Below are 12,341 nucleotides of genomic sequence, written 5' to 3'. Positions count from 1 at the left end.
GCGCGCATGGTAAGTCGTTACAGCTTCAAAGGTGGTGTGTCGGAATTAAATGCCCTGATTAGCCGACGGCGTGAAGTTCGTTGAGTCTGTGGATTCCCGCAGTGCCTGTCATACCGTCCCAGTTGTCGCCGCGTCCTTCGCGCCAGCCGTTGATCCAGGCTTGGCGTACCGACGGTAGAGTAAATGGGCAAAGCTCACGGGATTTGCCATGAACGCCATATTGATATCCGCGTAAAAACGCTCTTTCCAACGGATCACGCTTAAGTCTTCTCATAGGGTGTTTCCCTCACTTGTTGACTGTCTTGATATCCTTCGGCCTCGTCTGAGGCCGGGCAGAGTTTTTCTGCCGTTGGTGGGCTCGCTGCCGGCGTGGCGAGCCGATGTGTCGGCGTCGTTACGGCGCCAACCTGTGGTGAGTTCTAACCAATAGGTCACATGGATTCAATGATCGTTTTGTCATAAGCACGTAACGATAACGATGCTATAGCCATAAGCTGGGATGGCTTTACGCCCCATTTGTCTGGCAAAGCCAGCTATGATGCACCCCGCATAGAGGAAAGGTTTAATCCTTAAGTAAGAATGTCCGTCTGTTGCAGTCGGTTATTATTCGACGAAGGGTCGGAATATTTCTTTTTGTTGCTACACATTTTTATCTGCCCCGTAAATAAAGGCCCAACGGCCTGGCAGCCGGGGTGGAACGGCACATTCGTGCCACGCGAGCACTCTTCAAGAAAAGTGCTTGATTGAAAACCGAACCGGCGATGCGTCGCCCGTTCACTTATTGCTGAAAAGCCTGGAATGCCCCATGTCGGACCGTTTTGAACTCTTCCTCACCTGCCCCAAGGGCCTCGAAGGCCTGCTGATCGAGGAAGCCGTCGGGCTTGGCCTTGAGGAGGCGCGCGAGCACACTTCGGCCGTGCGCGGCATGGCCGACATGGAGACCGCTTACCGGCTGTGCCTCTGGTCGCGCCTGGCCAACCGCGTGCTGCTGGTGCTCAAGCGTTTCCCCATGAAGGACGCCGAAGACCTTTACCACGGCGTTCTGGATATCGACTGGGCCGACCACATGGTCCCTGACGGCACTCTGGCAGTGGAGTTCAGCGGTCACGGCTCCGGTATCGACAACACCCACTTCGGCGCGCTGAAGGTCAAGGATGCGATCGTCGACAAACTGCGCACTCCGACCGGCGAGCGCCCGTCCATCGACAAGATCAATCCGGACTTGCGTATCCACCTGCGCCTGGACCGTGGCGAAGCCATCCTGTCCCTCGATCTCTCCGGTCATAGCCTGCACCAGCGCGGCTATCGCCTGCAGCAGGGCGCGGCGCCGCTGAAGGAAAACCTGGCGGCCGCGATCCTGATTCGCGCCGGTTGGCCGCGTATCGCCGCTGAAGGCGGTGCGCTGACCGACCCGATGTGCGGCGTGGGTACCTTCCTGGTGGAAGGCGCGATGATTGCGGCCGATATGGCGCCCAACCTCAACCGTGAACTGTGGGGCTTTACCACCTGGCTCGGTCATGTCCCGGCGCTGTGGAAAAAGCTGCACGCCGAGGCCAGCGAGCGCGCCGCGATTGGCATGAACAAAACGCCGCTGTGGATTCGAGGTTACGAAGCCGACCCGCGCCTGATTCAACCCGCGCGCAACAACATTGAGCGCGCCGGTCTGAGCCATTGGATCAAGGTGTACCAAGGGGAGGTCGGGACCTTCGAGCCGCGCCCGGACCAGAACCAGAAAGGCCTGGTGATCTGCAACCCGCCTTACGGCGAGCGTCTGGGCGATGAAGCCAGCCTGTTGTACCTCTACCAGAACCTCGGCGAACGTCTGCGCCAAGCCTGCATGGGCTGGGAAGCCGCAGTGTTCACCGGTGCGCCCGACCTGGGCAAGCGCATGGGCATCCGCAGCCACAAGCAGTACTCGTTCTGGAACGGCGCCTTGCCGTGCAAATTGCTGCTGATCAAGGTCAACCCCGACCAGTTCGTCACCGGCGAGCGCCGTACCCCGGAACAGCGCCAGGCCGAACGCGAGCAGGCTGCATACGACCAGGCCCCGACCGAGCCGCAAGAGCGCCAGTACAACAAGAACGGTAACCCGATCAAACCGGCCCCGGCTCCCGTGGTCGAGCAGGCGCGCCTGAGCGAAGGCGGGCAGATGTTCGCCAATCGCCTGCAAAAAAACCTCAAGCTGCTGGGCAAGTGGGCCAAGCGTGAGGGCGTGGATTGCTACCGTGTGTATGACGCCGATATGCCGGAATACTCCATGGCCATCGACCTGTACCACGACTGGGTGCATGTGCAGGAGTACGCCGCGCCCAAGTCCATCGACCCGGAAAAAGCTTCCGCGCGCATGTTCGATGCTCTGGCGGCCATTCCCCAGGCGCTGAACATCGACAAGAGCCGCGTGGTGGTCAAGCGTCGCGAGCGTCAGAGCGGTACCAAGCAGTACGAGCGTCAGAGCGCCCAGGGCAAGTTCACTGAGGTGAGCGAGGGCGGTGTGAAGCTGCTGGTCAACCTCACGGATTACTTGGACACCGGCCTCTTCCTCGACCACCGCCCGATGCGTATGCGCATTCAGAAAGAGGCGGCCGGCAAGCGCTTCCTCAATCTGTATTGCTACACCGCCACTGCCAGTGTGCACGCGGCCAAGGGCGGTGCGCGCAGCACTACAAGTGTCGATCTGTCCAAGACCTACCTGGACTGGGCGCGTCGCAACTTCTCCCTCAACGGTTTCTCCGACAAGAACCGCCTGGAGCAGGGCGATGTGATGGCGTGGCTGGAAGCCAGTCGCGATGAGTTCGACCTGATCTTCATCGACCCGCCGACCTTCTCCAACTCCAAGCGCATGGAAGGCATCTTCGACGTACAGCGCGACCATGTGCAGTTGCTAGACTTGGCCATGGCCCGCCTGGCACCGGGCGGCGTGCTGTACTTCTCCAACAACTTCCGCAAGTTCCAGTTGGAAGACAATCTCAGCGAGCGCTATGCGGTCGAGGAAATCAGCGACAAAACCATCGACCCGGATTTCGCGCGCAATGCGAAAATCCACCGCGCGTGGAAAATCACCGCTCGCTGATGGCTGCATAAAAAGCCGCAAGCCAGGATATTCCAGGCTTGCGGCTTTTTTGCGCTGGTCAAACTACTGGCCGATAGCTATAACTTAAGGCCAAGCCAAAGTGACACCCCCCGCACGCTGGCGTTGTGAGTGTTGCCTATGCCGTTGCAAGCCGTTCGCCCGAAAATCCTAGGCTTCATCAGTGAGCAGGCATCGGCTTGGCTGGTGGCATTGGTGGTGCTATTGGCCGGTTGTACCTTGACGGGTATCGTCGCCTGGGCCACTCACGATCTGTATCAGCAACAGGTGCGCCAGCGCTTTCAACTGCTGGTCAACGAGCGCTACACCCGTTTGCAGGAGCGCTTTGAAGATCAGGAACAACGCCTTAACAGCCTTCGGCGTTTTTTTGTCAATTCCTCCGATGTGTCCCGCGAAGAGTTCGATGGGTTTACCCAGCCATTGCTCCTGCGCGCACGCGCATACGCCTGGGCGCCACGGGTGCTGCGTCAGCAACGCAGCCAGTTTGAACAGCAAGTGTCCCGAGAAAGAGGCGTGGATTTCGTGATCCGTGAGTTGAACGCGGCGGGTGAACTGGTCCCCGCGCCGGAGCGCGATGAGTACGTGCCGGTGCTCTACAGCCAGACCCAGAGCCTGTTGGGTTCGCCCTTGGGCTTTGACCTATTGGCCCAGCCCTTGCGGCGTTCGGCTCTGGAGCGCGCGCATAAAAGCGGCAAGCTGGCGGTGTCTCAACCCATGCAGTTGGTGGGCGTGGAGCCGGCCTATGCAGCCGGCGTATTGCTGGTGGCCCCCGTGAGCCGAGAGGCGGGTACTGAACAGCCCTATGGCTACGTCATGGCGGTGATCAGCATGCGCCAGCTGATGGCCGACGGTTTGCCCAAGCCGGAGCGGGACAACCTGGTGATGCAGATTGTCGACACCTCGGACCAGCAACAACGTGTGCTCTATGAATCCAACAATGCCGTGGCCGACAGCCGCCTCGAGGGGGTACGGCGCCTGACCCTGGGCGATCATGTCTATGCCTTGACCCTGCGCCCGAGCGAAATATTCGCTAGGGCCAATCATTCTTCGTTGGCCGCTATCCTGATCATGGGCAGCTTGCTCAGCCTGCTGCTGAGCATCTTGCTGTATATGCTGGTCAGCCAGCGCCAGCGTGCTTTGAAAATGGTCGAGCAGCGTACCCAGCAGTTGCGTCTGCGTGAGCAGGAATTGCGCGGTGCCCACGGCCAATTGCGCAGTGTGCTGAACGCGGCCACCCAGGTTGCCATCATTGCCACTGACTTACGCGGTGTGATCAACACGTTCAATGCCGGCGCTGAACAGATGCTCGGCTTCACCGCCGACCAGGTGGTGGGCAAGTTGACCCTGGAAAGTCTGCACCTGGCGACAGAACTGGAAATGCGTTCCGCCAAACTGGGCGTGACCCTGGGCAAGCGCATTCCCGCCAGCCAGGCCATGTTGGTGGAAAGCCCCGACAGTTTGCACGAAGCGCGCGAGTGGACCTTGATCCGAAACGACGGCAGTCCGCTGAGCGTCACCATGCTGGCCACCGTCCTGCTGGATGACCACGGCCTTTGGGTCGGGCATCTGGCGATTTACCTGGATGTGACCGAGCAAAAGCGCGCCTACGAAGCCCTGGCCGTCCGCGACCGACTGCTTAAAAAGCTCAGCGCCCATGTCCCCGGCGGGATCTTTCAGTTCACCCTGGAACCTCAGGATAACTGGCGCTTTATCTATGCCAGCGACGGCATGCGCGATATCTACGAAATCGAAACGGGGTTGTTGCAGCAGGATGCCAAGCGCGTGTTCGAGCGCATCCATCCGTTGGACGCAGAGCGGGTGCGCGCTTCGGTGCGCCTGTCCGCATTGCAACTGAGCCATTGGCGCGAAGAGTATCGCGTGCTGTTGCCGCAGCGCGGCCTGCGCTGGATTCGTGGCGAAGCAACCCCGGAAGAGTTACCTGGCGGCGGTACGTTGTGGCATGGGTATGTGTCGGATATTTCCGATCTCAAGCGGGTGGAAGAGGAGTTGCGTGCCTTATCCATCACCGACTCGCTGACCGGCATTTATAACCGGCGCTACTTTCAGGATCGCTTGCGCGCCGAAATTGCCAGGCTCAATCGAACCCAGGGGGCATTGTCGGTGATCATGTTGGATGTCGATCATTTCAAGCGCATTAACGACAAGCATGGCCACGCGGTAGGCGATGGGGTGTTGCAGGAGTTGTGCTCGCGCATCAGCCAGCGTCTGCGCCGCACCGATGTGTTCTGCCGTTTTGGGGGTGAAGAGTTCATGGTGTTGTGCCCCACCACCGATGCTGAACAGGCCTACAGCCTGGCGCTGGAATTGTGGCAGTCGTTGCGCAGTGCGCCGATGGACCCGGTGGGGATCGTCACCGCCAGCTTTGGCGTGGCCAGTTGGCGGGGCGATGAAGGCATCGATGGGTTGCTGCTACGCGCCGACTCGGCGGTGTACGTGGCCAAGCAGGCGGGCAGGGACCGGGTTGAGGCGCAGAGGGTTCAGGCTTGAAAGCCCGGTGGGATACTTAAAGGCTCACACATGACTCGGTGGTGAGCAGGACAAGCCTGCTCGCCACGATAAACCCCTTCCACAGGTTAACGACGGTGGGTGCTAGAGCACCGGTGCCGCCGCCGTCAGTTTTGGCTGGCGATACAGATCCAGTAGCACCTGGTCGAGCACTGACGATGCGCCCCATGGCTTCGGATCGTTGAGGATCGCCACCACGACCCACGAATTGCCGTTGTTGTCGCGGCTGAACCCGGCGATGGCGCGCACAGTGTTCAAGGTGCCGGTCTTGACGTGGGCTTCGCCGCGCATGGCGGTGGTCTTCAAGCGCTTACGCATGGTGCCGTCGGTGCCGGCGATGGGCATCGAGCTGATGTACTCCGCCGCGTAAGGGCTTCGCCACGCGGCTTGGAGCATGGCTGCCATCTCACGGGCGCTGACCCGTTCGGCGCGGGACAGGCCGGAGCCGTTCTCCATCACCAAGTGCGGCGCGGTGATGCCTTTTTTCGCCAGCCACTGACGCACCACGCGCTGCGCGGCCTTGGCATCGTCGCCGTCGGCATCGTTTCTGAATTGTGCGCCCAGGCTCAGGAACAACTGCTGGGCCATGGTGTTGTTACTGTATTTGTTGATGTCGCGGATGATTTCCGCCAGGTCCGGCGAGAATGCGCGCGCCAGGACCTTGGCATTCTTGGGCACCGGCGCCTGGATGTCGCGGCCCTGGATGCTGCCGCCCAGTTCCTTCCAGATCGCCCGCACCGCGCCGGCCGTGTAGGTGGCGTGGTCGAGCAGCGACAGGTACGTCTGTGAACTGCAGCCGTCGGCCAGTTGCCCGCTGACGGTCACCGTCACGCTGCCATCGGCGGCGGTCACCGGGTTGTAGCGCACATCGCCGGTGCATTGCTTGGCGTTGGAGACCTTGACCTGATTGTCGATACGAATGCTGGCAATCGGTGGCTCTACCGAAACGAGCACCCGTCCGCCATCGTTGCGCGTGACGAAACGCAGGGCCTTGAGGTTGACCAGCAGCGCATCGGGCTTGACCAGGAACGGCTTGTTCTCGTCATTGCCATCGTCGTTGAATTCCGGCAATTGCGGCGGGATAAAGAAGCCGCGATCCAGCACCAGGTCACCAGTGACTTGCTGCACACCGTTGGCGCGCAAATCGCGCATCAGCAGCCACAGCTTTTCCATGTTCAGCTTGGGGTCGCCGCCGCCCTTGAGGTAGAGGTTGCCATGCAGCACGCCACCGTTGAGGGTGCCGTCGGTGTAGAACTCGGTTTTCCACTGGTGGTTGGGGCCGAGCATTTCCAGGGCCGCATAGGTGGTGACCAGTTTCATGGTAGAGGCCGGGTTCACCGAAACGTCGGCGTTGAATACGGTGGGCGTGCCGGGGCCGTTGAGCGGCAGCATGACCAGGGACAACGCAGTATTTTGCAGTTTGGCTTTTTGCAGGGCCTGCGCGACGTTGGGCGGCAGGGTGGTGTTGATCGGAGCGGCGGTGACGGAAAAGGCCAGTGGCAGAAGAAACCCGGCAAGTAACAATGGACGCAAAGATTTGATCATAAAGAATAAGACCCTACTGCTGAGGAGGGTGAAAAAGGCGAGGGGTAAATAGGAAAAATCCCTCAATGGTCAAGAAAGTGTCGGCATTATGCCCCAAGGCACAGATACTTGTAGCTGAACGATAGCTGCTAATCCGCGTTTTTTTTCCAGGCAAAATGCCGCCCGTCCCAGAGAGTCAGGCAATTGCCGCCTTAAGCTGCTAAAGTGCCGGCCGTTATTACTTAAGAGGACTGTTCCAATGGCGACTAACCGTTCCCGGCGTCTGCGCAAAAAACTGTGCGTTGATGAATTTCAAGAGCTGGGTTTCGAACTGAACCTGGACTTCAAAGAAGGTTTGGACGATGAAGCGGTTGACGCTTTCCTCGAAGCATTCCTGACTGAAGCGATGGACGGCAATGGCCTGGACTACGTAGGCGGCGACGACTTCGGTCTGGTGTGCTCGGCCAAACGCGGTTCGGTCAGCGAAGAGCAGCGTGCAACCGTCGAGGCGTGGCTCAAGGCCCGCCCAGAGCTGACTCGCGTTGAAGTGAGCCCGCTGTTGGACGCATGGCACCCAGAGACGCCGATCAACCCGGTAGCCTGATGTGCTGAAACAGCGACCCGCCCGGGTCGCTGTTTCGTTTGGGGCTTTGAAAACTCAGGCCTTGCGCCCATTCAGAATCAACAGCGTCAACACCCCCGCCACGATCCCCCAGAACGCCGAGCCGATGGAAAACAACGTCAAGCCTGACGCGGTGACCATAAAGGTGATCAGCGCCGCTTCCCGTTCCTTGGGTTCATTCATGGCAATGCTCAAGCCGTTGATGATCGAGCCAAATAACGCCAACGCCGCAATCGACAGCACCAGTTCCTTGGGCAAGGCTGCGAACAATGCCGCCAGTGTCGCGCCGAACACCCCGGCAATGCCGTAGAACACACCGCACCAAACCGCTGCTGTGTACCGTTTGTTACGGTCTTCGTGGGCGTGGGGGCCGGTGCAGATGGCCGCGCTGATCGCTGCCAGGTTGATGCCGTGGGAGCCGAACGGTGACAGCACCAACGAGGCCAGGCCGGTGGCGGTGATCAGCGGCGAGGCCGGCACGTTATAGCCATCGGCGCGTAACACCGCCACGCCCGGCATGTTCTGCGAGGTCATCGCCACCACGAACAGCGGAATGCCGATGCTGATAGTGGCTGCCAGCGAGAAGTGCGGGGTGGTCCACACCGGCGTGGCGACTTCCAGATGAAACCCGCTGAAATCCAGCAACCCCATCGCGCCCGACAACAGGGTGCCGATGATCAGCGCGGCAAGCACGGCATAGCGCGGTGACACGCGCTTGATGATCAGGTAAGTGAAGAACATCCCCAGCACCAGGCCGGTGCGATGCTGCGCCGCGACGAAAATCTCACTGCCGATCTTGAACAGAATGCCGGCCAGTAACGCGGCCGCCAGTGACGCCGGAATGCGCTTGACCAGTTTTTCAAAGCTGCCGGTCAGCCCGCACAGCGTCACCAGCACCGCGCAGGTGATATAGGCACCGATGGCTTCGCCGTAGGTGACACCGCCCAGGCTGGTGATCAACAGCGCCGCGCCGGGGGTGGACCAGGCGATGGTGATCGGCGTGCGGTAACGCAGGGACAAGCCAATGCTGCACACCGCCATGCCGATGGAAATCGCCCAAATCCATGAGGAGATCTGCGCCGTGGTCAAGCCCGCGGCTTGTCCGGCTTGGAACATCAGCACCAAGGAGCTGGTGTAGCCGGTCATCATGGCAATAAAACCGGCGACAACCGCCGAAGGGGAAGTGTCGGCCAGTGGGCGCAGGGGCGCTTGGGTGGCGTCAGTCATGAACGCTGTTCCTTTTTACCTGGGGTTTGCCGGTGAAGGCGCAGATTCAAGCCTAAACTCAAACGTAACGACGCATTGCAATACAGCCGACCGCGCAAACAGCCGTACAGTGTGTTGGCCCATTGGGTTGTGTACAATGTGCGCTGTTTTTAGCGGATACTTGCCAGCGACCCGCTGTTGCCGTATTACCGTAAAGTCGCCGTATCACCGATAATTCGCCGCCGTTCTCCAAACCCGAGTGCCCATGAACGAACAGTTGCAACCTCTCAAGAAACAACCGCGAGCCGGCAAGGCCGGTCGCAGCGGAACCCAGGACGATATTGTCTATGCGCATATCTTCGAGGCCATCCTTGAACAACGCCTGGCGCCTGGAACCAAGTTGAGTGAAGAGGCACTGGGGGAAATCTTCGGCGTGAGCCGCACCATCATTCGTCGCGCCCTGTCGCGCCTGGCCCATGAAGGCGTGGTATTACTGCGGCCCAATCGCGGCGCGGTGGTGGCCAGCCCGAGCGTCGAAGAAGCGCGTCAGGTGTTCCTGGCCCGTCGCCTGGTAGAGCGGGCGATCACCGAGCTGGCCGTGCAGCACGCCACCGCCGAGCAACTGGCCGAGTTGCGCCAGATGGTCAACGACGAGCGCGACAGTTTTTCCCGTGGCGATCGCGGTGCCGGTATCCGCCTTTCCGGCGAGTTCCACCTCAAGCTGGCCGAAGCGGCAAAGAATGCACCGCTGATCAGCTTCCAGCGCAGCCTGGTGTCCCAGACCTCGTTGATTATCGCTCAGTACGAAAGCGGTAACCGCTCCCACTGTTCCTACGATGAGCACACCCAGTTGATCGATGCCATCGAAGCTCGCGACGCGGCGTTGGCGGTGAACCTGATGATGCATCACATGGATCACATCGACAGCAAGCTCAACCTCGATGAAGAGAGCGCGTCGGATGATCTGCATGCGGTGTTCTCGCATCTGTTGCAGACCAAGAAGCCTGGGCGTTCCTCGATAAAGCTGTAATTTTCCTGCTTTGCCAAGGACAAAATGTGGGAGGGGGCTTGCCCCCGATAGCAGTGGAACAGTCACCTCATGCAGTAACTGACACTCTGTTATCGGGGGCAAGCCCCCTCCCACATTGGTTTTGTGCTGGTGCCAAGATCAGCGCTGGTGCACCCGTTGGCCGGCGGCATAGGTCTGCAGCACGGTGCGGTCATCTCCCAGGGTCATCAATACAAACAACGTTTCGTCGATGCTGTTCGACTGCTTCAGACGGTAGCTGAGCAGCGGTGTGGCGTTGTAGTCCAGCACCAGGAAGTCCGCATCCGTGCCCGGTTGCAATGTGCCGATCTTGTCTTCCAGGCGTAGCGCCCGCGCGCCGCCCAGGGTCGCCAGGTACAGCGATTTGAACGGGCTCAACCGCGCGCCTTGCAACTGCATGACTTTGTAGGCTTCGTTCAAGGTTTGCAGCAGCGAGAAACTGGTGCCGCCGCCCACATCGGTGCCCAGGCCAACGTTCAGTTTGTGCTTCTCGGCCATCGGCAAGTTGAACAGGCCGCTGCCCAGGAACAGGTTCGAGGTCGGGCAGAAGGCGACCGCCGAGCCGGTTTGCGCCAAGCGCGCGCATTCGTCGTCGCACAGGTGCACGCCGTGGGCAAACACCGAGCGCTCGCCCAGCAGCTTGTAATGGTCATACACGTCCAGATAGCCGCTGCGCTCCGGGAACAACGCCTTCACCCACTGCACTTCCTGCAGGTTCTCGCTGATGTGGGTCTGCATATACAGATCCGGATATTCCCCCAGCAGCTGCCCGGCCAGTGTCAATTGCTCCGGCGTGCTGGTGGGGGCGAAGCGTGGCGTGACCGCATAGTGCAGCCGGCCTTTGCCATGCCAGCGCTCGATCAACATCTTACTGTCCTGATAACTGGACTCGGGCGTGTCGGTCAGATAGTCCGGCGCGTTGCGGTCCATCATCACCTTGCCGGCGATCATGCGCAGGTCGAGTTTCTGCGCCGCTTCGAAAAACGCGTTCACCGATTGCGGGTGCACACTGCCGAACACCAATGCGGTGGTGGTGCCGTTGCGCAGCAGTTCCTTGATGAAAATATCCGCCACTTGCTCGGCATGGGCCTTGTCGGCGAACTGGCTTTCGCAGGGGAAGGTGTACGTGTTGAGCCAATCCAGCAACTGTTCGCCATAAGCGCCGACCATTCCGGTTTGCGGCAGGTGGATATGGGTGTCGATCAGGCCTGGGGTGATCAGCGCGTCCTGGTAGTGGGTCACGTCGATATCGGCCGGCAGTGTCGGCAGCAATTCGCTGGCGTGCCCGAGGGCGCTGATCTGGCCGTTATCAATCACCAGCAGGCCGTCTTCGAAATACTCATAGGACGCTTCGATGCCCACCTCGGCGGGGTCGGCAATGCTGTGCAGGATGGCGGCGCGGTAGGCTTTGCGGGTCAAAGGCATGGTCTTCTCAATGGGTCGCTTGGCTGCGGCGTGACACCGGCAGCAGTTTGGCAATCGGTTCGGCGCTGGCGTTGTGCTGGCCGAAATTGGCGTTGTAAGTGGCGATGATTTCGCCCGCGATGGAAATGGCGATCTCCACCGGTAATTTGCCCTTCACCTCGGTGAGGCCCATGGGGCAGCGCATGCGTTGCAACTGGGCGGCGTCGAAGCCGCGATCACGCAGGCGGTGTTCGAACTTGACGCGTTTGGTCTGCGAGCCGATCAGGCCGAAGTAGGCGAAATCGTTGCGTTTGAGCAACGCGGCGCTCAGTTCCAGGTCGAGTGCGTGATTGTGGGTCATGACGATGCAGTAGCTGCCCACCGGCAAGTCGACGATTTCGTCGACCGGTTCTTCGCTGACGATTTTACGCACGCCCTCGGGGATCTGTTGCGGAAACTCCTGCTCGCGCGAGTCGATCCAGCGCACCCGGCACGGCAGGCTCGCCAGCAACGGCACCAGGGCGCGTCCCACATGGCCGGCGCCGAATACCGCAATCTGCGCCTGCATCTGGCCCATGGGTTCGAACAGCAGCACGGTGACGCCGCCGCAGCACTGGCCCAAGCTCGCGCCCAGGCTGAAGCGCTCCAGATGGGTGTTTTGCTGGCCACGGGCGAGCATCTCGCGGGCGATCTGCATCGCTTTGTATTCCAGGTGCCCACCGCCAATGGTGTCGAAGGTCTGCGATGCACTGATGACCATCTTGGAACCGGCATTGCGTGGCGTGGAGCCGAGTTCTTCAATGATGGTCACCAGGACGCAAGGTTCGCCCTGGTTCTGCAGGTCGGCGAGGGCGCTGATCCAGTTGTTCATAGTCACCTCATAGTGGTGTCTGTCAGGCCGCTATCGGGGGCTTGCCCCCTCC

Annotated in this window: 9 protein-coding genes; 4 read left to right on the top strand and 5 right to left on the bottom strand. The window is 60.4% G+C overall.

Annotated elements, in window-relative coordinates; all coding sequences use genetic code 11:
* Window positions 1-58: 58 nt before the first annotated feature.
* Window positions 59-274, bottom strand: coding sequence for a ribosome modulation factor (gene rmf / locus HRH33_RS20065; RefSeq protein WP_002553055.1), 216 nt, complete (start codon window positions 272-274; stop codon window positions 59-61).
* A 531-nt stretch (window positions 275-805) separates the two neighbouring features.
* Between rmf and rlmKL the strand changes: the two genes are divergently transcribed.
* Together rlmKL and HRH33_RS20055 are read left to right on the top strand one after the other, a co-directional pair.
* Complete coding sequence (gene rlmKL, locus HRH33_RS20060) at window positions 806-3,070, top strand: bifunctional 23S rRNA (guanine(2069)-N(7))-methyltransferase RlmK/23S rRNA (guanine(2445)-N(2))-methyltransferase RlmL (protein ID WP_167416858.1); 2,265 nt, start codon at window positions 806-808, stop codon at window positions 3,068-3,070.
* Window positions 3,071-3,208: 138 nt separating this feature from the next.
* Complete coding sequence (locus HRH33_RS20055) at window positions 3,209-5,596, top strand: sensor domain-containing diguanylate cyclase (protein ID WP_094065005.1); 2,388 nt, start codon at window positions 3,209-3,211, stop codon at window positions 5,594-5,596.
* 102 nt (window positions 5,597-5,698) lie between these two features.
* Here HRH33_RS20055 and dacB read toward each other — a convergent pair whose 3' ends face one another.
* On the bottom strand, window positions 5,699-7,159 hold the full coding sequence (gene dacB / locus HRH33_RS20050; protein WP_034138945.1) for a D-alanyl-D-alanine carboxypeptidase/D-alanyl-D-alanine endopeptidase: 1,461 nt from the start codon (window positions 7,157-7,159) through the stop codon (window positions 5,699-5,701).
* Between the two features lie 238 nt (window positions 7,160-7,397).
* Between dacB and HRH33_RS20045 the strand changes: the two genes are divergently transcribed.
* Window positions 7,398-7,742, top strand: coding sequence for a YggL 50S ribosome-binding family protein (locus HRH33_RS20045; RefSeq protein WP_034099703.1), 345 nt, complete (start codon window positions 7,398-7,400; stop codon window positions 7,740-7,742).
* Window positions 7,743-7,796: 54 nt separating this feature from the next.
* On the opposite strand, the gene HRH33_RS20040 is transcribed toward HRH33_RS20045, so the two are convergent.
* Window positions 7,797-8,987: a benzoate/H(+) symporter BenE family transporter gene (locus tag HRH33_RS20040; protein WP_034099702.1), complete on the bottom strand. Its 1,191-nt coding sequence runs from the start codon at window positions 8,985-8,987 to the stop codon at window positions 7,797-7,799.
* Window positions 8,988-9,231: 244 nt separating this feature from the next.
* On the opposite strand from HRH33_RS20040, the gene HRH33_RS20035 reads away from it, so the two are divergent.
* Window positions 9,232-9,996, top strand: a complete 765-nt coding sequence (locus HRH33_RS20035; protein WP_015885332.1) for a GntR family transcriptional regulator — start codon at window positions 9,232-9,234, stop codon at window positions 9,994-9,996.
* Window positions 9,997-10,134: 138 nt separating this feature from the next.
* Here the strand turns inward: HRH33_RS20035 and guaD are convergent, their stop codons facing one another.
* Together guaD and xdhC are read right to left on the bottom strand one after the other, a co-directional pair.
* The gene (gene guaD, locus HRH33_RS20030; protein WP_034138943.1) at window positions 10,135-11,439 is read right to left on the bottom strand and encodes a guanine deaminase; all 1,305 of its coding nucleotides are present in this window, start codon (window positions 11,437-11,439) and stop codon (window positions 10,135-10,137) included.
* 7 nt (window positions 11,440-11,446) lie between these two features.
* Window positions 11,447-12,289 (bottom strand): xanthine dehydrogenase accessory protein XdhC, encoded by an 843-nt coding sequence (gene xdhC / locus HRH33_RS20025; RefSeq protein ID WP_167416859.1) that lies wholly within the window; start codon window positions 12,287-12,289, stop codon window positions 11,447-11,449.
* Window positions 12,290-12,341: the final 52 nt, after the last annotated feature.

This window comes from Pseudomonas rhodesiae (genome assembly GCF_013285305.1).
GTDB classification, from domain to species: Bacteria; Pseudomonadota; Gammaproteobacteria; order Pseudomonadales; family Pseudomonadaceae; genus Aquipseudomonas; species Aquipseudomonas rhodesiae.
This window is presented reverse-complemented; position numbering and strand designations above follow the sequence as displayed.

Coding starts and splice junctions, on each gene's coding strand:
- HRH33_RS20045 (WP_034099703.1), top strand. CDS start 7,398: ATGGCGACTAACCGTTCCCGGCGTCTGCGCAAAAAACTGTGCGTTGAT.
- dacB (WP_034138945.1), bottom strand. CDS start 7,159: ATGATCAAATCTTTGCGTCCATTGTTACTTGCCGGGTTTCTTCTGCCA.
- rmf (WP_002553055.1), bottom strand. CDS start 274: ATGAGAAGACTTAAGCGTGATCCGTTGGAAAGAGCGTTTTTACGCGGA.
- HRH33_RS20040 (WP_034099702.1), bottom strand. CDS start 8,987: ATGACTGACGCCACCCAAGCGCCCCTGCGCCCACTGGCCGACACTTCC.
- HRH33_RS20055 (WP_094065005.1), top strand. CDS start 3,209: ATGCCGTTGCAAGCCGTTCGCCCGAAAATCCTAGGCTTCATCAGTGAG.
- guaD (WP_034138943.1), bottom strand. CDS start 11,439: ATGCCTTTGACCCGCAAAGCCTACCGCGCCGCCATCCTGCACAGCATT.
- rlmKL (WP_167416858.1), top strand. CDS start 806: ATGTCGGACCGTTTTGAACTCTTCCTCACCTGCCCCAAGGGCCTCGAA.
- HRH33_RS20035 (WP_015885332.1), top strand. CDS start 9,232: ATGAACGAACAGTTGCAACCTCTCAAGAAACAACCGCGAGCCGGCAAG.
- xdhC (WP_167416859.1), bottom strand. CDS start 12,289: ATGAACAACTGGATCAGCGCCCTCGCCGACCTGCAGAACCAGGGCGAA.